Source organism: Micromonospora sp. A200 (genome assembly GCF_029893845.1).
Taxonomy (GTDB): domain Bacteria; phylum Actinomycetota; class Actinomycetes; order Mycobacteriales; family Micromonosporaceae; genus Micromonospora; species Micromonospora purpureochromogenes.
In genome coordinates, this window is the sequence record NZ_JARXXY010000025.1 from 14,364 (window position 1) to 39,489 (window position 25,126).

The following is a 25,126-nucleotide window of genomic DNA, read 5'->3' on the forward strand; positions in this document are numbered from 1 at the left end:
GCGGGGTTGGGCGGGCGGGTCAGCTCAGGCGGGAGGAGGTGATGGTGGGTGGGCGGGCGCCGAGGAAGAAGATGCCGGGGAGGCCCTGGGTCTCGAAGCCTTCGCTGGGGTTGCGGCGCAGGGTCGAGCGCTCGATCTTCATGGTGCCGGTGCGGTTGTTGCTGACGAAGAAGATCGCGCCGCCGCCCTCGTTGGCGTGGTTGTTCTCGATGAGGGTGCCGGCGATCCGCACGGTGAACTCGTTGCCGTCGCAGTAGATCGCGCCGCCGCTGCCGCCGCCGGGGGTGCCCGACCGGGCCGGGTTGGCGCCGCTGCCGATCGCCTTGTTGCCGGTGAAGACGCTGTTCAGCACCGTCCAGGAGACGCCGATGCTGCTCAGTGCCGCCCCGTTGGCGCAGACCCCGCCGGTGAAGGTGCTGTTCACCACGTACACCGGCTTGTTGTCGTACTGGCTGAGCACCCGCAGCGCCGCGCCGCCCAGGTCCGGACCGGTCCGGTTGCAACGGTTGCCGGTGAAGCGGGAGTTGACCACCTTGACCCGGCCGCCGCGTACGAAGATCGCACCGCCCCCGCCGCCCTCGGTCCGCTCGCCGGTGGAGTTGCCGTCGGCGAAGGTCAGGGTGTGCACGGTGAGCTGCGGGTGGTCCTGGTTCTGGCAGTGCGAGGTGGTGAAGCCCTGCGCAGGGTCGCACGTGTTCAGGTAGAGGATGCGCCGCTGGCCCCCGCCGGAGAGGGTGACCTTGCCGCCGCCGTCGAGCACGATCCGTGCGCCGGCCTTGTTACGAACCTTCGCGGTGGCCTTCATCCGGATCGTCACCGGCTCGGGGCCGCAGTCGAAGGTGATGATCCCGCCCGCCGCGACCGCCCGCACCACCGCGTCCGAGGTGCAGCTCGCCGGGGTACCCGTGCCCACCGTCCTGGTCGGACGGGAGGTGTCCACCGCCCGCGCCTCGGCCGGGACCGTGGCGCCGCCGTTCGGGTTCCCCGCCTTGAGCACCGCGCCGGTCGACGGGGACGGCTTCGGCGACGGGCTCTTCCCCGGACCGCCGAGCCCGGACCGCCCGCCCGGGGTGCCGGTCGCTGGGGCGGGAGCGGTCGCGGTGCCGGTGGCGGCGGCCGTCACGGGCTGGCGGTCGTCGGTCGCACCGCCGCACCCGGGCAGCGTGGCCGTGGCGACACCGAGGAGGAGCAGAACGGCAACGAGCTTCAAGCGCACCGCCCGATGCTAGGAGTCGTCCACCCCCGACACCCAATCCGCGCGCCGGTCTTAACCCACCCCTAACCCAGATCCCCGCCTCCCACCATCCGTGGCATCAGAAGTCCGCGAAAAGGTAGGGAAGGGCGCGGGGGAAGAGGCGGCGGAGTTCGGCTGCGGCGTCCGGAGCGATCGAGCCCAGCCCGCGGACGGCCACCTCGGCCGGGTCCAGGACCCCGTAAGCAAGGGCGGAGAGCCCGGCGGCGGTGAGGGCCGCCGACGGCGCCGGGCCGCCGGTGGTCAGCTCCAGGTGGCCGGTGGTGCCGTCGAGCAGGTGGGTGCCAGCCAGCCAGCGGTCGCCGGCCAGCTCGACCCGGACCCGGCCCGGGCCGGCGGGGAGACCGGCGAGCGCGTCCAGCGACAGCAGGCGGGCCATCGGGGCGGGTGACCCCGGGCGGGAGACCCGCGCCTCGACGTGTACGGCCAGGTCGGTCAGCCAGAGTTCGGGCAGCTCGTCGGCGGGCACCTGGAGGGTGATCCGGTCGACCTGGTCGACGTGCCGGGCGAGGAACTGCAGCAGCAGCGCCCGGGCGTACGGGTCGGTGACGAGCAGGTCGTCGCCGTGCAGCTCGCCGCCGTGGTCGTCGATGCGGTAGGTGAGCGCGCCCATCGTCGTACCGTCGATCCGGGCGGTGACCAGCCAGCGGTCGTCGCGGTCGCGCAGCCCGACGGCCCGGAACTCCGGGAAGATCGCGAAGCCGTGCCGCTCCCGTACGCAGCGTTCGGTGAACGCCCGGTAGCCGGGGTAGCCGGCGCCGATCCGTTCCCAGGTCACCTCGCCGGGCAGCTCGGCCCGGAGCAGCGGGTCCAGGTCGGCGGGGGAGAACCGGGCGGTCCGCGCCCGGGGCAGCCCGACGTAGCCGAAGCGCTCGTAGAAGCCGGCCCGGAACGGGTACAGCGCGGTCAGCGGGTGCCCCTCGTCGCGCATCTCGTCGAGGAGTTGGTGCAGCAGCGCCCGGACGTGACCCCGCCGGCGGGCCAGCGGGTGGGTGGCCACGCCGGCCACGCCGGCCATCGGCAGCACCCGCCCGCGCAGGTTCTGCCGCATCGGGATGGCGCTCGCCGCCGCCTGCGTCTCGCCGCCCTCGTCGACGACGAGCGTCCGGTTGCCCTTGTTGTACGGCAGGTACCGGTGGAACGCCTCCACCCGTTCGCTGCTCAGCGGGGATGCCTCGAAGGCGTACGCCTGGAGCGGGAAGCTGGTGGTCAGGCGTTCCTCGGCGGCCAGGCGACGGATGAGCATCCGTCCATCCCAACCCGGCCGGCGGTCCGCCGCAACCCGATTGGTCCGGTTCAGCCCTCCGTCAGGTCGGAGACGACCACGGTGACGTTGTCCGGCGCGCCGGCCTGGTGGGCGAGCTTGACCAGCTGTTCGCCGCAGAGCTGGCGGTCGCCGTACGTGGTCAGCGCGGCGTGGATCGCGGCGTCCTCCACGTAGTCGGAGAGGCCGTCGCTGCACAGCAGCAACCGGTCGCCGACGAACATGGTCAGCACCCCGATCGCCGGTGGGGCGTCCGCGCCCTGCACGGCGCGGGTCACCAGGGACCGCTGCGGGTGGTGCCGGGCCTGGTCGGGGGAGAGCGCGCCCTGGTCGACCAGCGCCTGCACGAAGGTGTCGTCCCGGGTGAGCTGGGTCAGTTCGCCGTCGCGCAGCAGGTAGCAGCGGGAGTCGCCGACCTGGGCGAGGACCAGCGTGTCCCCGGCGAGCAGGCCGGCGGTCAGCGTCGTACCCATGCCGTCGCGCGTCGGATCGGCGGAGATGGCGGCGCGGATGCGTTGGTTGGCGGTGGCGACCACGGCGCGCAGCGCCTCGGCGGCCTCGTCGGCGACGGTCGGCGGGACCAGCTCGTCCAGGATGCGGATGACGATCTCGCTCGCCACCTCACCGGCGGGGAGCCCACCCATGCCGTCCGCGACCGCCAGCAGGCGGTCACCGGCGAGGGCGGAGTCCTCGTTGTTGGTGCGGACCAGGCCGACGTCGTTGAGGATGGCCGAGCGGAGGATCAGCGTCATGCCACCAGCTTGCCAAGAACACCCTTGATCCGTCTCTACGCACTAGTGCGTAGGGTGGCAGAAATGATGCCGGTGTCCATGGTCGGACGCGCCGGCGAGCGTGCCGAGCTCGACCGGGCGTGGTCCACCGTGGTCGGCGCGGGCCGTCCCTCGCCCGCCGTCACGGTGATCACCGGGGCGGCCGGGGTCGGCAAGAGTCTGCTGGTCGCGGCGGCCGTGGAGGGCTTCTCGCCCCGCCCGGCGGTGGTCCTGTCCGGCGCTGCCCGGCTGCACGACCCGGCCCCGTACGACTGGCTGGCGGCGGTGCTCAGCGGCCGCGACACCAGCGGGCTCGATCTGCCGCCGGACGCGCTGGCCTGGCTCGCCCAGCAGCCCACCGCGCCGCGCGAGCGCTACGCCCCCGGCACCCTGCTGCGGCTGGCCGTGCGGACCGTCCGGCGGCTGGTCGGCGCCGGCCCGGCGGTGCTGGTGGTGGAGGACCTGCACGCCCTCGACCCGGCCAGCCTCAACCTGGTCGGCGAGCTGGCCACCGCCGGTGACCTGCCGGCCCTGCTGGTGGTGGCGAGCTGGCCGCCGGCCGACGCGGTCGCGCCGGACCTCGCCGTCCGCGTCCTGTCCCGGCTCTGCGGGGTACGCGGCGCCGTGCGCCAGCACCTCGGCCCGCTCGGAGTGCCCGAGGTGGCCGAGGTGCTGACCCAGGTGTACGACGGCACCCGCCCCGCCGACCGGATCGCCACCGCCGTCTGGCGGCGCACCGGCGGCAACCCGTACGCGCTCACCGAGCTGCTCGCCGCGCACGCCGGCCGGGGCTTGGAGGCGTTGGCCGAGCGGCCGCTGCCGGAGCACCTGCGGCCGCCGGCGCCGCGCCCGGCCGCCCCGCCCGACGCCGAGCTGACCGGGCGGGAGGTGGAGGTGCTCGGCTGCCTGGTCGCCGGGATGTCCAACAAGCAGGCGGCCCGTGCGCTCGGCATCTCGGTCCGCACGGTCACCGTGCACGTGTCGAATCTGCTGCGCAAGACGGGCTCCGCGTCGCGCACGGAGGCGGCGCTGTGGGCGGTGCGGCACCGCGTCCCGTCCCGCCCGCTGGGCTGAGCGGTCCGGTCGCCTGCCTCGGTCGGCGTGCCCCGGCTCCGGTCCGCCGTGCGGCTCGCTGGTGGCCGCCCGGCTCTCGGCTGGTGGGCGGGCCGGTAGAGCCGGTGGTCGCCGCCGCTACGGTGGCCGCGGCACCGACCGGCCAGCCCGGCTCCCGGCTCCTGGGCGGGCCGGTGGACGGGCGCGGCCTGCTGGTGGGCCGCCGCTAGGGTGGCCGCGACGACGGGGGGTGCGGTGATGGCGGGACGGCTGCAACCGGTGCTGGCCGGCGTGGTGACCGCCCTGGTCGGCTTCGCCAGTTCGTTCACGGTGGTGCTGGCGGGGCTGCGGGCGGTCGGCGCCGACGAGGCCCAGGCCGCCTCCGGGCTGCTCGCGGTCAGCGTCGCGTCCGGGCTCTGCGCCCTCTGGCTGGGGCTGCGGCACCGGATGCCGATCGCGATCGCCTGGTCCACCCCGGGCGCGGCGCTGCTGGTCGCCACCGGCCCGGTCCCCGGCGGCTGGCCCGCGGCGGTCGGCGCGTTCCTGCTCTGCGGGGTGCTCATCGTCGCCGCGGGTCTCTTTCCCGTGCTGGGTCGGGCGGTCGCCGCGATCCCGGGCCCGGTGGCGGCGGCGATGCTGGCCGGGGTGCTGCTGCCGCTCTGCACCGCCCCGGTGCGGGCGCTGGTCGAGGTGCCCCGGCTGGCCGTACCGGTGATCGTCAGCTGGCTGGTGCTGCACCGGTTCGCCCGGCGCTGGGCCGTGCCGGCGGCGCTGGTGGTGGCCGCGGTGACGATCGCGCTCACCTCGCCGGCCGGGGGCGTCGGCGGGTTCCGGCCGGTGATCGAGCTGACCGCGCCGGCGTTCACCGTGCCGGCGCTGGTCGGGCTGGCGCTGCCGCTCTTCCTGGTCACCATGGCCGCCCAGAACGTCCCCGGTACGGCGGTGCTGCGCGGCTACGGCTACCAGCCCCCGCTGAACGCGGCGCTGCGGGTGACCGGGCTGGCCAGCGCGCTCGGCGCGCCCCTCGGCGGGCACGCGGTGAACCTCGCAGCGATCAGCGCCGCCCTGGCGGCCGGGCCGGACGCCCACCCGGACCCGGAGCGGCGCTGGATCGCCTCGGTCACCGCCGGCCTGGGGCTGGCGCTGCTCGGACTGGGAGCGGGGGTGGCGACCGCGCTGGTGCTGCTCTCCCCGCCGGTGCTGATCGAGGCGGTGGCCGGGCTGGCACTGCTCGGCGCGCTGGCCACGGCGGTCGCGGCGGCGGTCGCCGAGCCGGAGAGCCGGGAGGCGGCGGTGGTGACCTTCGTGGTCACCGCTTCGGGGGTGAGCCTGCTCGGGGTGGCCGGCGCGTTCTGGGGCCTGCTCGCCGGTTGGCTGATGCTGCTGCTCTTCCGCCGGCGTGCCGCGTCGCCGCCGGCCGGTCCCGCCGCCCCGGCCACGGTGCTGGCGCCCTCCCCCCGCGCGGCGGAGAACGGATCGAGCCGGCCCGGCTCGGCCGAGAGCGGCTCGGTCGGGAGCGGGTCGCATCCGGCCGCGCCGGCCGAGGCCGGCGAGGTCACGAGGCGCTGACCGTCACGTCCACCGCCATCACCCGCACCCGCACGCCGGGGACGTAGCGCTCGACGGTCGCCGCCAACTCCATCGCGTGCTCCAGGGTGTCGAACAGGACCAGCGCGTGTCCGGTCTCCGCGTCCGCCTGGTCCGGTCCCCACCAGCCGCGGACGAACCCCGGGCTCTGCCGGACCACCTCCGCCATGTGCGCGTACTGCGCCCGCCGTTCCTCCGGCCCGCCGCCGGGCATCCGCTGTTCCCCGATGACCATGTACATCGGTCCACACTAGGGCGGTGTGTCCGCGCCCGCGGGCCGCGCATGTCCGGCCGCCGGAGCGTGGCGCCCGGGTCTGTTGGCATGTCGGGGCGGGGCCGCCTCGGGCGCCGCGTGCCTACCGAACTCGCTATCGACCTGATGACGTAGGCGACTCACCGAGTGGCGGACGCCGGAAACCGCGGTCGGCTCCTCACGTCCCCGCGTCGCTGCGAGCGGGGCGGTCACTCCTCTGGGGGGAGGTCGCCGACGCCGACGCCGAGGCGTACCTGGCCGTCGGTGACGGCGGCGATCTGGTCGGCCAGCACGTAGACCGCGCCGGTGCGGGCCAGCTCGGTGGAGACCTTGAGATAGCCGGTACGCAGCAGCCGGGCGGCGAGGTCGGCGGGCACGTCCGGCTCCTCCACCGCGGCCGACTCGATCAGCTCGTCGAGGCTGCCGCCCGGGTCGGCGGTCGGCGCCTGCACGGTCACCGCGTTCGGGTCACCCCGCTGCACGAGGTCGACGGTGCCGACCTCGACGCCGGCCGTGTCGATGACCCGCATGCCGGTGGTGACCCGGGAGATGGCCGCCTGCTGCTCGGTGCCCTGCTGCTTCATTCCCGGGCGGTTCCCGGGCCGGCGCGCCGCTAAACGCCGTCGCTCGGCGGGGCCCAGGCGCTCGGCGGGCGCGGGGAGAGCTCCCGCCAGCCGTCGGTCCCCTCCAGCAGGGCCCGGACGGTCTCCTCGGCCTCCTCCGCGCTGCCGTACTCGTAGAACTGGGAGACGCCCTCCGCACCGCCGGCCCGCTGCTCGACGTGCCAGCGGTCGGCGTCCACCCGGAGGAGGACGTCCCGCCGGGCCAGCCGCCCCCATTTGCCGTTCCACCAGTGCTTGCGCTGTTCCATGGCCGGACTCTATCGAACATGTGTACGACACGGGACGGCCCCTGTGGGATTCCCACAGGGGCCGGTGTGCATGCGGCGCGTCAGCGCGGCGCGGGCGGCTCCGTACGCCGACCGAGCACGTCGTCGAGCGCGCCCCGCTGCTGCGCCGGCGTGGTGTGCCCGCCGGCGACCAGGGCGTCCCGGATCTCGGTCAGCAGCTTGACCTCCTCGCTCGGCGCCGAGGGCGGCGGCTCCTCGCCCCGCTTGCGGCGCTCCGCGAGCCGATTCATCGGGAAGACGACGAGGAAGTAGAGCGCCGCCGCGGTGAGCAGGAAGGTGATCAGCGCGTTGACGAAGGCCACCCAGTCGAACGGGATCTCCCGGAAGGTCGGGGTGGACCCGGTGAGGCCGTTCTTGCTGCCGGTGAGCAGCGCGATGAACACCCGGACCAGTGGTTCCAGGAACGACTTGGTCAGTTGCGTGACCACGCCCGTGAACGCGGCACCGATGACGACACCGACCGCGAGGTCGACGACGTTGCCGCGCATGATGAAGTCTTTGAAGCCCTTGAGCATCCGTACTCCCGTGCTGTCCGATTCTGCGTCCGGGACAACCTATGCCCCGGAGGGCGGCTCCAGAAAAGCACCGGCCTCGATCGCCGCGCGGGCCGGATCGCCGTCCCGGATCGCGGCGACGAGTCGACCGTGGTCGACGTACCGCTCGGGCTCCAGGGCGTCCCCCATGGCGTGCGCGACCGTGCTGCGCAGCGCCGTGCCGACCGAGGCGTAGAGCTCGGCGAGCATGCCGTTGTGGGCGGCGGCCACCACCGCGGTGTGCAGCGCCGCGTCGGCCTCCACGAAGTCCGCCACCCGGCCCGAGCGCCAGGCGGCCTCGCGGGTGGCGAGCGCGGCGTCGAGCGCCGCCAGGTCTGCCGGGGTACGGCGCAGCGCGGCCAGCCGGGCGGCCTCCACCTCGAAGGCGCGCCGGACCTCGATCACCTCCGCCATCCGGTCGTCGGTGAGCCGGCGGGCCACCACCGGGGCCAGTTCGTCGGTGGAGACCACGTACGTCCCGGAGCCCTGTCGGCACTCCAGCACCCCGGCGTGCACCAGCGCGCGGACCGCCTCGCGGACGGTGTTCCGCCCGACCCCGAGCGCGGCGACCAGCTGCGGTTCGGTCGGGATCCGCCCGCCGACCGGCCACTCGCCGCCGAGGATCCGCTCCCTGAGCTGCTCGATCGTCTGGCGTACGCGGTGGCCGCGCGGGGGCACGGCGACGGAATCGACGGTGGGTGTCACCAGTTACACCTGCTGCCGAAATTCATCCCATGATTGTAGGTTCGAGGTCATGACCCCGCCACCCACCCGCACCGAGGCCGAGGCCCCCGCCGCCGACCGGTCCGTCGCCGACCCGGGCGCGCCCACCGCCGACGTGACGCCGGTGCCCGCGCCGGCCGCCGTCGCGCCCCCGGCCGGCCGGCCCTCGGCGGCCCGCGGCGGTGCGCTGGTGCTGGTCGGGATGCTGCTGGTCGCGCTGAACCTCCGCGCCGCGGTGACCAGCCTGGGCGCCCTCCTCGACGAGGTACGCACCGGACTGGCGCTCTCCGGCACGATGGCCGGCTTCGTCACCACCCTGCCGACGATCGCCTTCGCCGGTCTCGGCGCGCTCACCCCGTGGCTGGTCCGCCGCTACCAGCCGGCCCGGGTGCTGGTGGTGGCGATGCTCGCCCTCACCGTGGGGCAGGTGCTCCGGGTGGCCACCGACTCCGCGCTGGTCTTCGTGCTCACCAGCGCGCTCGCGCTGGCCGGCATCGCGGTGGCGAACATCCTGCTGCCGATGCTGGTCAAGCAGCACTTCCCGCACCGCACCGGGCTGGTCACCGGGGCGTACACGATGGCCCTGACGGTGGGCACGACGGTGGCCGCCGCCTCCGCGGTGCCCGTCGCGCACGCCTTCGGCTCCTGGCAGGCCGGGCTCGGCGTCTGGGCCGGGCTGGCCGCGGTGGCCGTACTCCCGTGGGTGCCGCTGGCGCTACGGGCCCGCGCCGCCCGGCGGGCCGCAGCCCCGACGGCGGCCCCCGCCGCGCGGGTGCGGATCCGGCCGGAACGCACCCGGCTCGGCTGGGCCATGGCGGTCTACTTCGGCGCGCAGTCGCTCAGCGGGTACGCGATCATGGGCTGGCTGGCCCAGCTCTTCCGCGACGCCGGCTACCGTCCCGAGGCCGCCGGACTGCTGCTGGCCGGGGTGACCGCGCTCGGCGTGCCGGTCGCGCTGGGAATGCCGACCCTGGCCGGCCGGCTGCCGACGCTACGACCGCTGGTGCTGGCGCTGACCGCCTTCTCCGCGGCCGCGTACCTCGGTCTGGCCCTGGCGCCGCACGGCCTCGCGCCGCTCTGGGTCCTGCTGCTCGCCCTGGGTCAGGGCGCGTTCCCGCTGATCCTGACCACCATCGGCCTGCGCGCCCGGACCGCCGAGGGCACCGTGGCGCTGTCCGCCTTCGCGCAGAGCACCGGGTACGTGATCGCGGCCCTGGGGCCGCTGCTGGTCGGCATCCTCTACGAGGCGACCGGAGGTTGGACGGCCCCGCTCGGGTTCCTGGTCGCCGCGCTGGCCGTGCAGACGACCGCGGGCATGGTGATCGCTCGTCCCCGCTTCATCGAGGACGAGCGCTGAGAAGAACCGGTCAGGAGGAGGCCGGTGTCGGGTCGCCCGCCACGGCCTGCTCGACCGTCGGGTACGTGTGCAGCACTTCGACCAGACCGCTGACCTCGAGGATGCGGAGCACGCCGCGTTGCGGGGCGGCCAGCCGGACCACGCCGCCGGCCTCGTCGCAGCTGTTCTTCGCGCGCACGAAGACCGACAGGCCGGTCGAGTCACAGAACGACACGTCGGCCAAATCGAACACGAGACGGCTGCGGCCCTTGTCGAGCAGGTCGGTGATCTGGTCCTGCAGCTGCGGTGCGGTCGCCATGTCGAGCTCGCCCGCGACCGAGACGACGACCACGTCGCCGCGCTGTTCCGTGTGCACCGTCAAGGACATTCGGACCTCCTGTTATCGGTGGAACGGTATCCCACGAACGCCCGAACACGCAGAACGGGAGCGGGATCAGGTGTGCCTGATCATTTCTTTGCCTCGTGACAAGTACCGCGCCGGTCGGCGGTGATAGAGTCCGGCCGGCCCAGCTCAGAGGAGGTAACAATGGCGATGACCACGGAAGAGGGTGACCGGCTCGCCGGCCTGCTTACTGAGCATGCCGAGCGGATCGTCCAGCGCTGGACGGAGCTGGTCGCGACCTCGTTGCGTGGCCGGCTCAGCCAGGCGGAACTGCGCCTTCAGGTGCAGGAGCTGCACCGCAGCATGATCAATGCGGGTGCCCGGGGGCTCGCGGACATTTCCTCCGAGTCGGCCGCCGAACTGCGGGCCGTGCTCGGTGAGCTGTCGCGCAATCGGGCCCGGCAGGGCTTCTCCGCCACCGAGACCGCGGTCAGCATCTACGCGCTCAAGGAGGTGCTGGTCGAATTGGCCGACGCCGCCGACGGCGGACTGTCGCTGCGCGACGTCCTCGCTTTCAACGGCGTGGTCGACCAGATGGGCCTGTCCACCTTCGAGACGTACGTGCAGGCCCGCGAGGGCCTGATCGCCGACCAGGCCGAGCAGTTGCTCGAACTCTCCACCCCGGTGGTCAAGATCTGGGACGGCGTGGTCGCCGTGCCGCTGGTCGGCACGCTCGACTCGGCCCGCGCCCAGGTGGTGATGGAGCGGCTGCTGCAGACCCTGGTCGACACCGGCTCGCCGTACGCGATCATCGACATCACCGGTGTGCCGGCCGTCGACACGCAGGTCGCCCAGCACATCCTCAAGACGGTGGTGGCCGCCCGGCTGATGGGCGCCGACTGCATCATCTCCGGCATCCGGCCGCAGATCGCCCAGACCATCGTCGCGCTCGGCATCGAGTTCGGGGACATCGCCACCAAGGCCAGCCTCGCGGACGCGCTGCGGCACGTGCTGCGGCTCACCGGCGTCGAGACGGCTCGCCGCCACCCGCGCCGGGAGGCGTGATGGAGCGGGTGCCGATCCTGAAGATCGGCGACATCCTGCTGGTCTCCATCCAGATCGACATGTCCGATCAGACGGCCGTCGCCCTCCAGGAGGACCTGGCCGAGCGGATCGTGGCCACCGGCTCGCACGGCGTGATCATCGACATCACGGCGCTGGACATCGTCGACTCCTTCGTCGGGCGGATGCTCTCCACCATCGCCTCGATCTCCAAGGTGCTCGACGCCGAGACGGTGGTCGTCGGGATGCGTCCCGCGGTCGCCATCACGCTGGTCGAGCTGGGCCTGTCGCTGCACGGCATCCGGACCGCGCTGAACGTCGAGCGCGGCATGGAGCTGATCGCGGCGAGCCGGGCGGACGACCTCGGGTTCGACGACGATCCGGAGGACGTGGAGTCAGGAACGGCGGCGACATCACCATGACCGCGGGCGTCGACCTGGGCCCGAAAGCCCAGGCGATCGGCAGCGACGAGGACGTCGTCCGCGTCCGGCAGCTGGTCCGTACCGTCGCGGTGGCGGCCAAGCTCTCCCTGGTCGACCAGACGAAGCTCGTCACCGCGGCCAGCGAACTGGCCCGCAACACGCTGATCTACGGCGGGGGCGGCGGTGCCGAGGTGACGGTGGTCGAGGACGGCCGGCGCCGGGGCGTACGGGTGGTCTTCGCCGACACCGGCCCCGGCATCCCCGACCTCGACCTCGCGCTGACCGACGGCTACACCACCGGCGGCGGCCTCGGGCTGGGCCTCAGCGGGGCTCGACGCCTGGTCGACGACTTCGACATCCAGACCGTCGTCGGCGAGGGCACCCGGATCACCGTCACCAAGTGGTCCCGGTGAACACCCACGCTGTTCCCGATCCCGGCAGCTGGTTCCGGGTCGAGAACAGCAGCGCCGCCAGCTCGGTGCGGCGGGCCGCCGAACGCCTCGGCGGCCAGCTCGGCCTGCACCCCGACCGGGTCGCCGAACTCGCCATCGTCGCCGCCGAGATGACCAGCAACCTGGTCAAGCACGCCGAGGAAGGACTGCTGCTGCTGCGGCCGGTCCGCGACGGCGACCACGCCGGTGTGGAGCTGGTCGCGATCGACTCCGGCCCCGGCATGACGGACCTGACCGTCTCCTCCCGGGACGGCCACTCCACCACCGGCACGCTCGGCATCGGCCTGGGCGCGATCAGCCGCCAGGCGAGCTGGTACGACGCCTGGTCCTGGCCGGGCAAGGGCACCGTCCTCGCCGTGCAGGTGTGGCCGAAGGCCGCGCCGGTGCGCCCCGCCTGGGCGGCCGGGCTGACCCGGCCGATCAGTGGCGAGCAGGTCAGCGGCGACGGGCACGCCGTACGGGTGGCCGAGGGTCGCCACCAGGTGCTGGTCTGCGACGGCCTCGGGCACGGGGCGCTGGCGGGCGCGGCCGCCGACACCGCACTGGCCGCCTTCCGTACCGCGCCGGCCGCCCCGCCCGCCACCGTGGTGCAGCACCTGCACCGCGCGATGACGCACACCCGGGGCGCGGCCCTGGCGGTGGCCGAGCTGGACCCGTCGGCCGGCGTGCTCCGGTACGCCGGGCTCGGCAACATCACCGGCGTCGTCCTCGGGGCGGCCGACGAGCGGCGGGGCCTGGTCTCGCTGCCCGGCATCGCCGGGCACCAGCGACCGTCCGTCCGGGAGTACGACTACGCCTTCCCGCCGGAGGCGACCCTGGTCATGCACAGCGACGGCGTGGTCGACCGGTGGCGGATCGGCGACTACCCCGGGCTGACCGGGCGATCTCCGCTGGTGCTCGCTGCGACCCTGCTGCGGGACGCCGGCGTCCGCCGCGACGACGCCTGCGTCCTGGCGGCGAGGACACCGGCATGAGCGCCGGCGAGCCGCTGCTGCAGATGGCGCTGCGGGTGGAGCAGGACATCTTCCTCGTCCGCCAACGCGGCCGGGAGGTCGCCGCCGCCGTCGGTCTGGAGCACCAGGACCAGGTCCGGCTCGCCACCGCGCTCAGTGAGGTCGCCCGTGACCTGCTGCGTACCGTCGGCGGCGCGGACGTCGCCTTCCACGTGGTGCACGGTCGGGACGGTCGCCGCGCGCTGCGCGTCGACCTCACCCCGGCCAGCCCCCTGCCCGGCGGCCGGTACGAGCCCCAGTCGGGCGCGGTGGCGCGTTTGGTGGACACACTGGGTGTGACCAGCGAGGAGAGGGATACGGTCGTGAGGATGTCCCGACGTGTCCCGGCCGCCGCCCAGGCGCTGACCGAGGCGCGGCTGGCCGAGCTGCGCGCCGAGCTCGGGCACAGCGCGCCCGGCAGTGCCCTGGACGAGCTCGCCACTCAGAACGAGCAGCTCATCGCCGCGCTGGACGAGGTCCGCAGCCAGCGCGACGAGCTGGCGGTGCTCAACGCCGAGCTGGAGGAGACCAACCGGGGCGTGATGGCGCTCTACACCCAGCTCTCCGAGGAGCTGGAGGAGACCAACCGCGGCGTGGTGGCGCTCTACGCCGAGCTGGACGAGAAGTCGGCGCAGCTGCGGACGGCGAGCGAGTCGAAGAGCCGCTTCCTGGCCAACGTCAGCCACGAGCTGCGCGCCCCGGTGACCGCGATCATCGGGTTGGGGCGGTTGCTCACCGACACCGCCTCCGACCCGCTGACCCCCGAGCAGTCCGAGCAGGTGGAGCTGATCCGAGCCTCGGCGGCCGACCTGCTCTCCCTGGTCAACGCCCTGCTGGATCTGGCCAAGGCGGAGTCCGGGCGGATCGAGCCGGAGTGGGCCGACGTCGACCTGCGGGCGGTCTTCGGCCAGTTGCGCGGCACGCTGCGGGCGCTGACCAACCGGTCGGCCGTCGAGCTGGTGGTGGAGGAGCCGCCGGCGCCGGCCGTGCTCCGCTCGGACGAGGTGCTGCTCTCCCAGGTGCTGCGCAACCTGCTGCACAACGCGCTCAAGTTCACCGAGCGCGGCGAGGTGCGGATGACCGCGCAGCGGGACGACACGCGGTGGCGCCTGTCGGTCTCCGACACCGGCGTCGGCATCCGCCCCGAGCTGCACGAACGGATCTTCGAGGAGTTCTACCAGGTGCCGGGGGCCAGCCGGGTCGGCGGCACCGGCCTCGGCCTGCCGTACGCGCGGCGGTTGGTGACCCTGCTCGGCGGGACGCTGGAGCTGACCAGCGAGCCCGGCCGGGGCAGCACCTTCACCGTCGTCCTACCGGCGAGCGGAGCCTGACGATGGTCGGCGACCAGGCGACGGTGCTGGTGGTCGACGACAGTCGCACCAAGCGTTACCTGCTGGTCAGCTGGCTGACCCGGGCCGGCTTCGCGGTCCGTGAGGCGGAGACCGGCACCGAGGCGCTGGAACGGGTCGCGACGGACCCGATCGACCTGGTGGTGCTCGACGTACGGCTGCCCGACCTGAGCGGCTTCGACGTCTGCGAGCGGATCAAGGCGGACCACCCGGCGATGCCGGTGATCCACGTGTCCGCGCACGCGGTCGACGTGGTGGACCGGGCGCAGGGGCTGACCCGGGGCGCGGACGCCTACCTGGCCGAGCCGATCGAGCCGGAGGAACTGGTCGCCACCGCCCACGCGGTGCTGCGCTACTACCAGGCACGGCAGCGCGCGGAGTTGCTCGCCGAGCGGCTCACCGGGCTGGCCGACACCACCGTCGCGGTGCACGCCGCCCCGAACTTCGCCCGCCTGCTGGAATCCGCGGCGGCGGGCGCGGCCGACATCTTCAAGAGCCCGGCGGCGGTGATCGCCGAGACCTTCGACGGCGACTGCCTGGCCGGGATCGCCACCGGACCGGGCGCGAAGCCGACGATCGTGCCCTGGGTGGTGGACGACACCGGCGTACCGACCGGGGCCACCGTACGGGTGAACGACCCGGCCGAGTGGGGCCTGGTCCCCTGGCCGGCGGGGGACACGGTGACCGTGGCCGCCGCCCGGCTGCGCGAGGACCGCGCCCCGCTCTACGTGGTGGTGCCGACCGCGACCCAGACCAAGCGCACGCCGGTGCTGGTGCAGCTCGCCCAGGCGGTCGCCTCGGCGGTGGAGGCGCAGCGGTCGTTCGACGAGGAGCACCGGATCGCCGTCACCCTGCAACGGAGCCTGCTGCCCCGGCGGCTGCCCGAGGTCGCCGGACTGGACCTGGCCGTCCGCTACGAGCCGGCCAGCGCGCAGACCGAGGTGGGCGGCGACTTCTACGAGCTGGTCATGCTCGACGGCCACCTGTTGGTGGCGATCGGTGACGTGGCCGGCCACTCGCTGCACGCCGCCACGGTGATGGCCGAGCTGCGGCACGCCATGCGGGCGTACGCGGTGGAGGGGCACCAGCCGGGGGTGATCCTGGACCGGCTCAACGAGCTGATGCGGACGTTGCTCCGCAACGAGCTGGCCACCCTCTGCATCCTGTTGCTGCACCCGCCCAGCGGTCGGATCCGGCTGGCCAGCGCCGGGCACCTGCCGGCGCTGGTGAGCGTCGACGGCCGGGTGGACTTCGTCCAGCATTCGGCGCCGCTGCTGGGGGTACGGGCCGAGCGCCCCGACGACCTGGAGTTCGTCCTGCCGGCCGGCGCGACGCTGGTGCTCTACACCGACGGCCTGATCGAGCGTCGGGACGCCACCATCGACGAGGGCCTGGCCGCGCTGGCCGGGTGTGCCGCCCGGGTGGACGACGACCTCGACCGGTTCTGTCACCGCCTGCTGGTCGAGCTGGCCCCGCCGGAGATCCACGACGACGTCGCCGTGGTGGCCGTCCGCCGCCGCTGACCGCACGGCTCGTCCCGTCACGCAGGTGTGGCACGAAGAGTGACCTTCGACCATCCTCACGCAAAGTCGCACGACTGGATCCGTCCCACCACCCCTTCACATCCTTTGCTCTGCTGCCTCATTCGCAACACTGCTCCGAGCAGCGGACATGGGAATCCCCGTCGGTGGCGGGCCTCCGCAGAATGGGGGATTCTGCGCCATGACAGAGATTGCAACGTCCGCACCGGCAGGCATTGCCTTTCCGCCCTGCACGCCCACTTGGTCTTCGTGACAAAGTTCCGGCACCGCGTATGTGCTGACCGGCACCTGGTGCGGTGGGAGGAGATGATGCGGTCGGTGTGCGCCGACTTCGAGTGCGAGCTGATCGAGTTCAACGGCGAAGGCGAACACGTGCACCTGCAGGTCAACTACCCGCCCAAGGTGGCCCTGGCGCGGCTGGTTAACAGCCTCAAGAGCGTATCGTCCCGGCGGATGCGTCAGGAGTTTCCCGATCTCGTTCGCCACTAACAACCGGCTCTGGTCAGCCTCGTACTTCGCCGGGTCCGTCCGCGGCGGCACCCCTAACCGTTCTGCGCTAATACATCGAACAGCAGAACCCGCCAGATTAGAGCGCGCGAGGTCGTCCACCCGCAGCACACCGCGGTCGGTGCGGATCGCCTCGGCCAGCGCCAGCGTCTCGGTCGCCGCCGGGTCCGGCTCTGGCGCCCAGTCGATCAGCCAGTAGTGCTCGACCCAGGGGCGCAGCGCGGGGGCCGGCAGGTGCCGGCGGAACCGCACCTCCCGGCGCAGCCGTTCCGGGTCGAGGATGCCCCGGTTGTCCCCGCGTGGCTGTCGCATTCGTTCAAGACCGCCTTCGTACGCTGGCCCTATGGGAACGAAGACTAGCGATCTGCTGGCCGCCGCCGCACCGCGAACCGTGGCGGTGGTCCGGGCGATCACCGACGATCAGCTGGACCTGCCCACGCCGTGCCCGGACTACACCGTCCGGGACCTGGCCAACCACCTGTACGAGGTGGTGGTCAACTTCCAGACGCTCGCCCGGCGGCGCGAGGTGGACTGGTCGGCGAAGACGGACCACCTGACCGAGGGGTGGCGGGACCGGTTCGCCGACGAGACCGCCCGGCTGGTCGAGGCGTGGGCCGACCCGGCCGCCGAGGAGGGCGCCTCGCCCGGCATGGGGCTGCCCCAGGAGACGGTTGGCCTGATGGGGGTCATCGACCTGGCCGTGCACGGTTGGGACCTGGCCCGGGCCACCGGTCAGCCGTACCAGCCGGCGCCCGAGGTCACCGCCGCCGGTCACCGGTTCCTGGACGAGATGGGCCCGATGGGCCAGCAGATGGGCGCCTTCGGGCCGGAGGTGGCGACCGGCCCGGACTGCACCGAGCTGGACCGCCTGCTCGGCCGCGCCGGCCGCGACCCGGCCTGGAGTCGCTGAACCGCACCGACGACGCTTGACACCGGCTATTCACTCAGTGAATAGTGGCCCGGTGTCCACTTCGCACGTCCTGCTGGGGCTGCTCGCCGCCGGGAACCGGCACGGGTACGAGCTGAAGCGTGCCCACGACGCCCGGCTGCCCCGGGCCAAGCCGCTGGCGTTCGGGCAGGTCTACGCCACCCTGGGCCGGTTGGCGCGCGACGGTCTGGTGGTCGCCACCGGGCAGGAGCGCGAGGCCGGCCCGGACCGGACGTCCTACCAGCTCACCGGGCAGGGCCGCGAGGCGCTGGACCGGTGGCTCGGCGCCGTCGAGCCACCCGCGCCGTACGTCACCAGCACGCTCTTCGCCAAGGTGGTGGTGGCGCTGCTGGTCGCCGACGTGAGCGCCGCCCGCTCGTACCTGGTGGCGCAGGGGCGGGCGCACACCGACCGGCTGCGCGAACTCACCGCTGTCAAGACGGCACCCTCGGCCACCCTCGACGACGTGGTCTCGGCCGACTACGCCATCGCCCACCTCGACGCCGACCTGAGGTGGCTGCGGACCACCCTGGACCGGGTCGCCGACTGGCACCGGGAGGTGCACTCGTGACACAACTTCAGGCTCGCGGCGTGGTGAAGGCGTACGGGCCGACACCCGCCCTCGGCGGCGTCACCCTCGACGTCGCCGAGGGCGAGATCGTCGCCGTCACCGGCCCCAGCGGCTGCGGCAAGTCCACCCTGCTGCACTGCCTGGCCGGGATCCTCCGCCCGGACGCGGGCCAGGTCGTCTGGCGCGGCGAGCGGATCGACACCTGGTCGGAGGCGGACCGGTCCCGGCTGCGCCGTACCGAGTTCGGGGTGCTCTTCCAGTTCGGCCAGCTCGTCGCCGAGTTGACCGCGGCGGAGAACGTCGCCCTCCCGCTGCTTCTCGCCGGCACGGGGCGGCGAGAAGCGCGGGTGGCGGCCCTCGGCTGGCTGGACCGGCTCGGGGTGGCCGAGGTGGCCGACGTCCGGCCCGGCGAGATGTCCGGCGGGCAGCAGCAGCGGTGCGCCACCGCCCGGGCCCTGGTCACCGAGCCCCGGGTGCTCTTCGCCGACGAGCCGACCGGCGCGCTGGACACGCTCAGCGGCGAGCAGGTGCTCACCCAGCTGGTCCGGCTCGCCCGGCAGCAGCGCACCAGCGTCGTGCTGGTCACCCACGAGCCGCGGATCGCCGCGTACGCCGACCGGGAGGTGATGCTCCGCGACGGGGCGGTCGACGCCAGCGGGCTCGGACTCGACCTGCCGTTCGCCGGCGGCGCCCGGTGAGGCCCGCCGTCCTGCTCCGGCTCGCCCTGGCCGGCAACCGCACCGACACCGCCCGGGTGGTGCTGACCGCGCTCAGCGCCGCCCTGGCCACCCTCGCCGGCCTGGCCGCGCTCACCGTGCTGGCCATCCCGACCCCGCCCGGCGGCCGCGGGAACAACAACTCCGAGCAGTACGCCAATGCCCTGCTCCGCGAGCCCGGTCTGCGCGGCGGCACCGCGATCGCGCTGCTCCTGCTCGCCGTCCCGGTGCTGGCGCTGGCCGGGCAGTGCGCCCGGCTCGGGGCCCCCGGCCGGGACCGCCGGCTCGCCGCCCTGCGCCTGGCCGGGGCCACCCCCGGCCAGGTGACCCGGCTCGCGGTGCTGGAGACCGGCCTGGCCAGCCTCCTCGGGACGCTCCTCGGGCTGGCCGTCTTCCTGGTCGGCCGGCGGTTGCTCGACGAGCCGGACGCGCAGGGGCGGCTGGCGCTCCCCACCGACGTCCTCCCGGCCACCGCGGTGATCGTGGCGGTGGTGCTCGGGCTGCCGCTGGCGGCGGCGCTGCTCGGCGCGGTGCTGCTGCGCCGGGTCACCGCCACCCCGTTCGGCGTGGTGCGCAAGGTCCGCCGGGAACGCGCGCCCGGGCCGTGGGCCGGCCTGCTGATCGTCGCCGGCCTCGCCGCCTTCGCCGCCCTGGACCCGGTGCTCGACTGGTACCAGGACCACCACCGGGAACCCCCGCTGTTGCTACCGCCGCTGCTGCTGCTCGGGGGCGGGCTCGCCGCGCTGACCGGGGTGGTGGTCGGCACCGGCTGGCTGTCGTACACCTCGGGTCGGCTGCTGCACCGGTACGCCCGGCGGCCGGCCGCGCTGCTGGCGTCCCGGCGGTTGACCAGCGACCCGTGGGCCGGCAGCCGTACCTTCGCCGCCCTGCTGGCCGCCGTGATCGTGGGTGCCGGCGCGGCCGGGATGCGGGCCTCGTTCGAGGCCCACGCCGAGGTCGAACGGCTCACCGGCCAGGACCGTGGCGGCAGCGACGGCTTCTACCTGCGCACGGTGGACCTCGTCGACCTGGCGGTCGGCGTGGCCATGGCGATCGCCGCCGGCGGGCTGATCGTCGCCCTGGTCGAGGGGATCGTCGCCCGACGGCGGGCGTACGCGGCGCTGGTCGCCACCGGGGTGCCCCGGGGGACGCTCGCCCGGTCGATCGCCTGGCAGGCGCTGGCGCCGGCGGTGCCGGCGGTGGCGCTCGCGCTCACCGTGGGCCTGCTGCTCAGCCGGGGCGTCGCCGGTCGTGGAGTGACCGGAGGCGGCTACTCCACCGAGTTCTGCGACGGACCCGAGTTGCTCTGCGCGGACCCGGCGACCCGGGCGCAGTACCTGCGGACTCTGTGGGTGCCCGAGGTGACAGTCACGCCCGGCGTACCGCTGGAGCAGTTGGCCCTGGTCGGCGGCGGCGCCCTGGTCGCGGTGCTGGTGACGGTCGCGGTCGGCCTGCTCCTCCTGCGGGCCAGCACCGCGGTCGAGGAGCTGCGCACGGCCTGAGGGGTGTAACACCAGGTACGGCCACGGCGCTTGTGACTCCGGAAGCCCGCCAGCGGGGGTGGAACCGCAGGCGGCGGGGCAGGGAGATCACCAGATGCACAACCAGCCGGGCGGTGCGCCGCCGGTGTTCGTCGACCGGACCGGGAAGCGGCGCCGGCTCATGACGATCGCCGGCACCGCGATGGGGCTCGGCCTGCTCACCAGCATCGGGCTGATCCTGGCCGGGCTCTTCGGCGACAGCACCGTCCCGCTGCCGGGCTGGACCGACCCCCGGGCGCGGCCGCCGATCGAAGCGGGCGTGGACACCCCGGAGGAACTGGGTGAGCCGGGCAACCGGGCGGCCTCGTCGCGACCGTCGCCGGTGGCCAGCACCGCCGCGCCGACGCCCACCCGGGCGGCCGGCCCGCCCGCCACGACCGCACGCCCGGGGCCCCAGCCGTCCGCCAGCGTGCCCGGCCAGGGCGATGTGCGGCGTACCGGCAAGCCCAGCCGCTCGCCCGGCAAGCCGCACTGACCGTGGCGCGTCACGTAGCCCGCCGCGACCCGCGGGCCCACTGGGTGCTGCTCCTGCTCGGCCTGTTCCTGCTGCTCGCCGCGCTGACCGTCAACGGGCTGGTCACCGGGCTCGCCGGCGGCTCCGGGCCGTCCGCCGCCCCGGACGTGCCCGGGCCGAGGACGGTCACCGACGGCGGGCCGGTGCTGCGGCTGGACCAGCCCGAACCGGTCAGCCGGCGGATGCCGGACCGCACCATCGCGCTCACCTTCGACGACGGGCCGGACCCGCGGTGGACGCCCGAGCTGCTCGACGTGCTGCGCCGGCACGGGGCGCACGCCACCTTCTTCGTGGTCGGCTCCCGGGTCAACGCGCACCCCGAGCTGGTCCGGCGGATCCTCGACGAGGGGCACGAGCTGGGCTCGCACACCTACACCCACGCCGACCTCGCCACGGTCTCCGGCTGGCGGGCCGACCTGGAGCTGTCGCTGACCCGCAAGGCGATCGCCGCGGCCACCGGCCGGGAGGTCACCCTGCTCCGGCCCCCCTTCTCGTCCACCACCCCGTCGCTGACCGCCGCCGGGTACGACGCGCTGCGGGCCGCCGCCGGCAGCGGGCACGTGGCCGTGCTCGCCGACCTGGACCCCAAGGACTGGCAGCGCCCCGGCGTACCCGCGATCGTCCGGGCGGCGACCCCGCAGCCGGGGCGGGGCGCGGTGGTGCTCATGCACGACGGCGGCGGTGACCGCGGCCAGACCGTGGCGGCCGTGGACCAGCTGCTCACCCGGCTGTCGAAGCAGGGCTACCGGTTCACCACCGTCTCCGCGGGCGTCGACGCGCCGCCGTCGACCGTCCCGGCCGGCGTCGGCACCCGGCTGAGCGGCCACGCGCTGCGCTGGACCCAGACGGGGGCCGAGTGGGCGGCCACCGCGATGAACATCCTGCTCGCCGTCGCGCTGGTGCTCGGCATCGCCCGGCTCGCCGTACAGGTGACCTGCGCCCAGCTGCACGTCCGCCGGGTACGCCGGCCCCGGCACCCCCGGCCGCCGGTCACCGCGCCGGTCTCGGTGATAGTGCCCGCGTACAACGAGGCGGCGAACATCGCGGCGACGGTGCGGTCGCTGGTGGCCAGCGCCTACCCGGCGCTGGAGGTGATCGTGGTGGACGACGGCTCCAGCGACGGCACCGCCGACATCGTCGAGCGGATGGGCCTGCGCGGGGTGCGGGTCATCCGGCAGGCCAACGCCGGCAAGCCCGCCGCGCTGAACACCGGCATCCGGGCCGCCCGGGCCGACCTGCTGGTGCTGGTCGACGGGGACACCGTCTTCCAGCCGGACACCGTGCACCGGTTGGTGCAGGGCTTCGCCGACCACACCGTCGGGGCGATCTCCGGCAACACCAAGGTCGCCAACCGGCGTCGGCTGCTGGGCCGCTGGCGGCACCTGGAGTACGTGATCGGCTTCAACCTCGACCGCCGGATGTACGACGTGCTGGAGTGCATGCCGACCATCCCCGGCGCGATCGGCGCGTTCCGCCGCGAGGTGCTGCTCGCCGTCGGCGGGGTTCCCTCGGACACCCTCGCCGAGGACACCGACCTGACCATGCAGGTGCTCCGGGCCGGCTGGCGGGTGGTGTACGAGGAGGCGGCGATCGCCTGGACCGAGGCGCCCTCCTCGCTGCGCCAGCTCTGGCGGCAGCGCTACCGCTGGTGCTACGGCACCATGCAGGCGATGTGGAAGCACCGGCACGCCCTGCGCGAGGCGGGGGCCGGGGGCAAGCTGGGCCGGCGGGGCCTGCCGTACCTGACGGTGTTCCAGATCGTGCTGCCGCTGGCCGCCCCGGCGGTCGACGTGTTCGCCGTCTACGGCCTGTTCTTCCTGCCCTGGTCGACGCTGGTGCTGGCCTGGGTGGGGCTGCTCCTGCTCCAGGGGCTGACCGCCGCGTACGCGCTGCGCCTGGACCGGGAGGGCTTCGGCCCACTGTGGGCGCTGCCGTTGCAGCAACTGGTCTACCGGCAGGTGATGTACCTGGTGGTGGTGCAGTCGGCGGTCACCGCGGTGATCGGCAACCGGCTGCGCTGGCAGCGGATGGTCCGCACCGGCGAGGCGGCGGCGCTGGTCGGCGCGGCCCCGCCCGGCCGCTCCCGCTGACCGGCCGGGGTCGGTGGGGTCAGCGGGAGCCGAGGAGGCCGGCGGACCAGGAGAGGGCCAGCCCGACCACCGCCGAGCAGCAGCAGATCAGCAGGGTGGCGGCGACCACGCCGACGATCAGCCAGGCCGGCCCGCGCCGGGCCACGCCCGGTTCCGCGCCCGCCTGCGCTTCCGCTTCCGCGCCCGGTTCCGGTTCCGGCGCCGGTACGTCCGGGCCGGGCGGCTCCTCGTCCGCCCGGCCCTCGTCGTGACTGGTCAAGCCGGCGGCCTCAGGCGCGGCCGAGCTTGTCGAGGATCCAGGCGTTGATGAACGCCTCCTCGCGCCAGGAGTCGTACCGGCCGCTCGGGCCGCCGTGCCCGGCGCCCATCTCGGTCTTGAGCAGGTAGTCGCCCTGCGGGGCGATCGCCCGCAGCCGAGCGATCCACTTCGCCGGCTCGTGGTAGAGCACCCGGGTGTCGTTGAGGCTGGTCACCGCGAGGATGGCCGGATAGTCGACGGCCGCCACGTTCTCGTACGGGGTGTACGACTTCATGTACGCGTACACCTCCGGGTCGGCGAGCGGGTTGCCCCACTCCTCCCACTCGGTGACGGTCAGCGGCAGCGACGGGTCGAGGATCGAGGTGAGCGCGTCCACGAAGGGCACCTGCGCGACGATCCCGGCGAACGCGTCCGGGGCCAGGTTGGCGACCGCGCCCATCAGCAGCCCGCCGGCCGAGGCGCCCCGGGCGACCAGCCGGTCACCGGCCGTCCAGCCGGCCTTGACCAGGTGGCGGGCGCAGGCCACGAAGTCGGTGAAGGTGTTCTTCTTGGCCAGCAGCTTGCCCTCGTCGTACCAGCGCCGGCCCAGTTCACCGCCGCCGCGGATGTGCGCCACGGCGAAGACGACGCCCCGGTCGAGCAGGGAGAGCCGGGCGATGGAGAACCACGGGTCCATGCTGGCCTCGTACGAGCCGTACCCGTAGATCACGCAGGGGGCCGAGCCGTCCTTGGGCGTGCCGGCGCGGCAGACCAGCGAGATCGGCACCCGGGTGCCGTCGTCGGCGAGCGCCCAGTCGCGGTGCTGCTCGTAGTCGGCCGGGTCGTACGCCCGCCCGTCCGGCCCCGGCCGGACCGGCTTGCGCCGGCGCAGCACCATCTGCCGCGTGACCAGGTCGTAGTCGTACACCGAGTCCGGGGTGACCAGGGAGGTGTAGCGCAGCCGGATCTCCCGGGTGCGGTACTCCGGGTTGGCGTCCAGGCCGACGCTGTAGATCGGCTCCGGGAAGTCGATGTCGTGGGCGTCGCCGTCGCCGACCGGGATGACCCGCAGGCCGGTGAGGCCGTTGCTGCGCAGCGAGACGACGAGGTGGTCGGAGAACGCGTCGACCGACTCCAGCCGGGTGCCGGGGGAGTGCTCGATCAGCGGCACCCAGTCGCCCGGCGCGTCCGCCGAGGTGTACGCCAGCGCGAAGTCCTCCGCGCCGTCGTTGTGCAGGATCAGGAAACGGTGGCCGTGATGCTCGACCGTGTACTCGATCCCCTGCCGGCGCGGGGCGATCACGGCCGGCTCGCCGGTGGGGTTGCCGGCCGGGACGACCCGGACCTCGCTGGTCACCTTGCTGTGGATGTCGATGAGCACGAAGCGCTCGGAGCGGGTCAGGCCGACGCCGACCCAGAACCGCTCGTCGTCCTCCTGGTGGACCACCACGTCCTCGGTCGACGGGGTGCCGACGGCGTGCCGCCACACCCGGTTGGGCCGCCACGCCTCGTCCACGGTGACGTAGAAGAGCACCGAGGCGTCCGCCGACCAGGCGGTGCCGTAGAAGGTGCCGGGCACCTCGTCGGGGAGCAGCTCGCCGGTGGTCAGGTCCTTGATCCGCAGGGTGAACCGCTCGTCGCCGGCGAAGTCCGTCGAGTACGCCAGCCAGCGCCCGTCCGGGCTGACGTCGAACGCGCCGAGGGCGAAGAAGTCGTGCCCCTCGGCGATCAGGTTGCCGTCGAGCAGCACCTCCTCGCCGTCGAGCGGGGCGCCGTCCGCGCTGACCGGGGGCACGGTCTCGCCGTCGCGGACCGCCCGGCGGCAGTGCACGCCGTACTGCTGGCCCTCGACCGTGCGGGTGTAGTACCAGTAGCCGTCCTTGCGGCTGGGCACCGACAGGTCGGTCTCCTGGGTGCGCCGGCGGGTCTCCTCGAACAGCTCCGCGCGCAGCCCTTCCAGGTGCGCCGTGCGGGCCTCGGTGTACGCGTTCTCGGCGGTCAGGTGGGCGATCGTCGCCGGGTCGTCCTTGGCGGCGAGCCAGGCGTACTCGTCGATGACGGTGTCGCCGTGGTGGGTGCGCTCGGCGGGCACCCGGTTCGCGACGGGCGCGGAGGTCTTCTTGGTCACGGGCGTCACGTTACCGGCCGGGCACTGCCCGCGACCCGGCCTCTTCGCCCG

General features: G+C 74.1%; 26 protein-coding genes and 1 pseudogene. 16 read left to right on the forward strand and 11 right to left on the reverse strand.

The window, feature by feature from the left end; all coding sequences use genetic code 11:
* Positions 1 to 19: 19 nt before the first annotated feature.
* The 3 genes from M2302_RS22785 to M2302_RS22795 form a co-directional block, all read right to left on the reverse strand.
* A complete protein-coding gene (locus tag M2302_RS22785; RefSeq protein ID WP_280839883.1) occupies positions 20 to 1,216 on the reverse strand; it encodes a hypothetical protein in 1,197 nt (398 codons plus the stop codon).
* A 97-nt stretch (positions 1,217 to 1,313) separates the two neighbouring features.
* Positions 1,314 to 2,498 (reverse strand): GNAT family N-acetyltransferase, encoded by a 1,185-nt coding sequence (locus M2302_RS22790; RefSeq protein ID WP_280839884.1) that lies wholly within the window; start codon positions 2,496 to 2,498, stop codon positions 1,314 to 1,316.
* A gap of 50 nt (positions 2,499 to 2,548) precedes the next feature.
* On the reverse strand, positions 2,549 to 3,268 hold the full coding sequence (locus M2302_RS22795; protein WP_280839885.1) for a protein phosphatase 2C domain-containing protein: 720 nt from the start codon (positions 3,266 to 3,268) through the stop codon (positions 2,549 to 2,551).
* Positions 3,269 to 3,331: 63 nt separating this feature from the next.
* Between M2302_RS22795 and M2302_RS22800 the strand changes: the two genes are divergently transcribed.
* Both M2302_RS22800 and M2302_RS22805 read left to right on the forward strand, forming a co-directional pair.
* The gene (locus M2302_RS22800; RefSeq protein WP_280839886.1) at positions 3,332 to 4,360 is read left to right on the forward strand and encodes a LuxR family transcriptional regulator; all 1,029 of its coding nucleotides are present in this window, start codon (positions 3,332 to 3,334) and stop codon (positions 4,358 to 4,360) included.
* Between the two features lie 237 nt (positions 4,361 to 4,597).
* The gene (locus M2302_RS22805; protein WP_280839887.1) at positions 4,598 to 5,908 is read left to right on the forward strand and encodes a benzoate/H(+) symporter BenE family transporter; all 1,311 of its coding nucleotides are present in this window, start codon (positions 4,598 to 4,600) and stop codon (positions 5,906 to 5,908) included.
* Here M2302_RS22805 and M2302_RS22810 read toward each other — a convergent pair.
* The 5 genes from M2302_RS22810 to M2302_RS22830 form a co-directional block, all read right to left on the reverse strand.
* On the reverse strand, positions 5,895 to 6,167 hold the full coding sequence (locus tag M2302_RS22810; protein ID WP_280839888.1) for a hypothetical protein: 273 nt from the start codon (positions 6,165 to 6,167) through the stop codon (positions 5,895 to 5,897). The two genes, M2302_RS22805 and M2302_RS22810, sit on opposite strands and share 14 nt — an antisense overlap.
* Before the next feature lie 221 nt (positions 6,168 to 6,388).
* Positions 6,389 to 6,763 carry a hypothetical protein gene (locus tag M2302_RS22815; RefSeq protein WP_179802673.1) on the reverse strand — a complete coding sequence of 125 codons (375 nt, stop codon included), beginning with the start codon at positions 6,761 to 6,763 and terminating at the stop codon, positions 6,389 to 6,391.
* 29 nt (positions 6,764 to 6,792) lie between these two features.
* Complete coding sequence (locus tag M2302_RS22820) at positions 6,793 to 7,050, reverse strand: hypothetical protein (protein ID WP_280839889.1); 258 nt, start codon at positions 7,048 to 7,050, stop codon at positions 6,793 to 6,795.
* Between the two features lie 80 nt (positions 7,051 to 7,130).
* Positions 7,131 to 7,604, reverse strand: coding sequence for a large conductance mechanosensitive channel protein MscL (gene mscL / locus M2302_RS22825; protein WP_280839890.1), 474 nt, complete (start codon positions 7,602 to 7,604; stop codon positions 7,131 to 7,133).
* A 39-nt stretch (positions 7,605 to 7,643) separates the two neighbouring features.
* Positions 7,644 to 8,327 carry an FCD domain-containing protein gene (locus M2302_RS22830; RefSeq protein ID WP_280839891.1) on the reverse strand — a complete coding sequence of 228 codons (684 nt, stop codon included), beginning with the start codon at positions 8,325 to 8,327 and terminating at the stop codon, positions 7,644 to 7,646.
* Positions 8,328 to 8,376: 49 nt separating this feature from the next.
* Between M2302_RS22830 and M2302_RS22835 the strand changes: the two genes are divergently transcribed.
* Positions 8,377 to 9,702 carry an MFS transporter gene (locus tag M2302_RS22835; RefSeq protein WP_280839892.1) on the forward strand — a complete coding sequence of 442 codons (1,326 nt, stop codon included), beginning with the start codon at positions 8,377 to 8,379 and terminating at the stop codon, positions 9,700 to 9,702.
* 10 nt (positions 9,703 to 9,712) lie between these two features.
* Here M2302_RS22835 and M2302_RS22840 read toward each other — a convergent pair whose 3' ends face one another.
* Positions 9,713 to 10,069, reverse strand: a complete 357-nt coding sequence (locus tag M2302_RS22840) for an STAS domain-containing protein (protein ID WP_088959356.1) — start codon at positions 10,067 to 10,069, stop codon at positions 9,713 to 9,715.
* A gap of 159 nt (positions 10,070 to 10,228) precedes the next feature.
* On the opposite strand from M2302_RS22840, the gene M2302_RS22845 reads away from it, so the two are divergent.
* From M2302_RS22845 to M2302_RS22905, 13 genes and pseudogenes are all read left to right on the forward strand, one after another.
* Complete coding sequence (locus tag M2302_RS22845) at positions 10,229 to 11,089, forward strand: STAS domain-containing protein (protein ID WP_280839893.1); 861 nt, start codon at positions 10,229 to 10,231, stop codon at positions 11,087 to 11,089.
* Positions 11,089 to 11,508 (forward strand): STAS domain-containing protein, encoded by a 420-nt coding sequence (locus M2302_RS22850; RefSeq protein WP_280839894.1) that lies wholly within the window; start codon positions 11,089 to 11,091, stop codon positions 11,506 to 11,508. Before M2302_RS22845 ends, M2302_RS22850 begins: the two co-directional genes overlap by 1 nt.
* Complete coding sequence (locus tag M2302_RS22855) at positions 11,505 to 11,921, forward strand: ATP-binding protein (protein WP_088959353.1); 417 nt, start codon at positions 11,505 to 11,507, stop codon at positions 11,919 to 11,921. Before M2302_RS22850 ends, M2302_RS22855 begins: the two co-directional genes overlap by 4 nt.
* On the forward strand, positions 11,909 to 12,934 hold the full coding sequence (locus M2302_RS22860) for a SpoIIE family protein phosphatase (RefSeq protein WP_280839895.1): 1,026 nt from the start codon (positions 11,909 to 11,911) through the stop codon (positions 12,932 to 12,934). Before M2302_RS22855 ends, M2302_RS22860 begins: the two co-directional genes overlap by 13 nt.
* Complete coding sequence (locus M2302_RS22865; RefSeq protein ID WP_280839896.1) at positions 12,931 to 14,283, forward strand: sensor histidine kinase; 1,353 nt, start codon at positions 12,931 to 12,933, stop codon at positions 14,281 to 14,283. The genes M2302_RS22860 and M2302_RS22865 overlap by 4 nt, the downstream gene beginning before the upstream one ends.
* Positions 14,284 to 14,285: 2 nt before the next feature.
* A complete protein-coding gene (locus tag M2302_RS22870; RefSeq protein WP_280839897.1) occupies positions 14,286 to 15,824 on the forward strand; it encodes a SpoIIE family protein phosphatase in 1,539 nt (512 codons plus the stop codon).
* 192 nt (positions 15,825 to 16,016) lie between these two features.
* Positions 16,017 to 16,402 (forward strand): annotated as a pseudogene (gene tnpA, locus M2302_RS22875) (IS200/IS605 family transposase).
* A 290-nt stretch (positions 16,403 to 16,692) separates the two neighbouring features.
* Positions 16,693 to 17,259 (forward strand): TIGR03086 family metal-binding protein, encoded by a 567-nt coding sequence (locus M2302_RS22880; RefSeq protein ID WP_280839898.1) that lies wholly within the window; start codon positions 16,693 to 16,695, stop codon positions 17,257 to 17,259.
* Positions 17,260 to 17,311: 52 nt separating this feature from the next.
* Positions 17,312 to 17,848, forward strand: a complete 537-nt coding sequence (locus M2302_RS22885) for a PadR family transcriptional regulator (protein ID WP_210777669.1) — start codon at positions 17,312 to 17,314, stop codon at positions 17,846 to 17,848.
* Positions 17,845 to 18,546, forward strand: coding sequence for an ABC transporter ATP-binding protein (locus M2302_RS22890; protein WP_280839899.1), 702 nt, complete (start codon positions 17,845 to 17,847; stop codon positions 18,544 to 18,546). The genes M2302_RS22885 and M2302_RS22890 overlap by 4 nt, the downstream gene beginning before the upstream one ends.
* Complete coding sequence (locus tag M2302_RS22895; RefSeq protein ID WP_280839900.1) at positions 18,543 to 20,066, forward strand: FtsX-like permease family protein; 1,524 nt, start codon at positions 18,543 to 18,545, stop codon at positions 20,064 to 20,066. Before M2302_RS22890 ends, M2302_RS22895 begins: the two co-directional genes overlap by 4 nt.
* Before the next feature lie 94 nt (positions 20,067 to 20,160).
* Positions 20,161 to 20,580 (forward strand): hypothetical protein, encoded by a 420-nt coding sequence (locus M2302_RS22900; protein WP_280839901.1) that lies wholly within the window; start codon positions 20,161 to 20,163, stop codon positions 20,578 to 20,580.
* A 2-nt stretch (positions 20,581 to 20,582) separates the two neighbouring features.
* The gene (locus tag M2302_RS22905) at positions 20,583 to 22,709 is read left to right on the forward strand and encodes a bifunctional polysaccharide deacetylase/glycosyltransferase family 2 protein (RefSeq protein ID WP_280839902.1); all 2,127 of its coding nucleotides are present in this window, start codon (positions 20,583 to 20,585) and stop codon (positions 22,707 to 22,709) included.
* Positions 22,710 to 22,728: 19 nt separating this feature from the next.
* On the opposite strand, the gene M2302_RS22910 is transcribed toward M2302_RS22905, so the two are convergent.
* Both M2302_RS22910 and M2302_RS22915 read right to left on the reverse strand, forming a co-directional pair.
* Positions 22,729 to 22,968, reverse strand: a complete 240-nt coding sequence (locus tag M2302_RS22910) for a hypothetical protein (RefSeq protein ID WP_280839903.1) — start codon at positions 22,966 to 22,968, stop codon at positions 22,729 to 22,731.
* Between the two features lie 10 nt (positions 22,969 to 22,978).
* Positions 22,979 to 25,075 carry a S9 family peptidase gene (locus M2302_RS22915; RefSeq protein WP_280839904.1) on the reverse strand — a complete coding sequence of 699 codons (2,097 nt, stop codon included), beginning with the start codon at positions 25,073 to 25,075 and terminating at the stop codon, positions 22,979 to 22,981.
* Positions 25,076 to 25,126: the final 51 nt, after the last annotated feature.